The following is a 1,102-nucleotide window of genomic DNA, read 5'->3' on the forward strand; positions in this document are numbered from 1 at the left end:
GTGATGTCGATGCCTGCCACCGAGACCCGCCCGGCGTCGAAGATCGAGGTGACCTCGCCGGTCGCGCCGTCGACGATCGCGATGCCGTTGTTTTCCTGCAGGGTGACCGCGACCTCGCCGCGCGCGTTGATGCTCACGTACTCCGGTTCGAGGTCTTCGGGGCTGTCCAGCCCCGCGGCACGGGCGGCGGCCACGTCGAATTCGACCGTGCGCGTATTCCACCCGTCCGGCTCGCCGGTGAGGTCGATCAACTGGAGGAAGCCGGTCGGCGGTTGCGGCAGGTCACCCTCCTCGCCGCCCTCGGGGGTGAACTCCTCGTCGCGCTGGTTCTCGATGGCCACGGCGGCGAACGCGCCGTCGGGGCTCACCGCGATCGAGTCGGGCTGGCCGCCGAGGTCGATGCCGCGCACCCGGGTGCGGTCGGCGACGCGCACCACGTCCACCCGGCCCGAGGGGGCGGCGAAGTCGCCGCCGGTGGTGTCCACGACCACGAGCACGTAGTCGCCGTGGGCGGCGACGGAGGTGGGCTGGTCGTCGGCGTGGCCGAGTTCGGCCATCGACAGCGTGCCGAGGCCCGCCGGGTTCGACGGATCGCGGATGTCCAGGAAGCCGATGCGTTCGGCGGCGGCGTCGGTGTAGACGAGCGTGTCGCCGTCCGGGGTCACCGTGGAGATCTCGGCGACGGTCTCGGTCTCGACCGGTTCGCCCGCCGGCCGGTTCTGGAACACCGGGTAGGTGGCCGTGCGATGGAATCGCTCACCCTCCGGCGGATTCCAGTCGATGGCGGCGGCCGCGCCGGGCGCGGTGTCACCGCTCTGTTCCCCGGTCGAGCAGCCCGCTGCCACAAGTACCGCGGCAACGGCCAGCACGGCCACGCGAATCGGGTTCGACGTCGTCATTCGTCCTCAACTCCACACTCGATGTTCGTCGAGGCAGCGTGCCGCCCCCGGGTGAGCCGGAGGGGGTTGCCGGGTGAATGCCGGGCGACGATCGGGTGTCGAGAATGCCGGAGGTGACTGTTCCGCGGACACGGTGGGAGCCGCGCCGGTACCGGAAGCACTCGGGGCGGGCCCGGAGACGGGGGGGCCCGCCCCCGGGGGGG

The 1,102-nt window shown here is 72.1% G+C and carries 1 protein-coding gene; it reads right to left on the reverse strand.

The features are described 5' to 3' along the window. Nucleotides 1–899: choice-of-anchor I domain-containing protein (locus tag QH283_RS27160; RefSeq protein ID WP_432420788.1), on the reverse strand; the 899-nt coding region annotated here is incomplete at its 3' end. Nucleotides 900–1,102: the final 203 nt, after the last annotated feature.

This window comes from Nocardia farcinica, from assembly GCF_029867845.1.
Lineage (GTDB): Bacteria > Actinomycetota > Actinomycetes > Mycobacteriales > Mycobacteriaceae > Nocardia > Nocardia farcinica_A.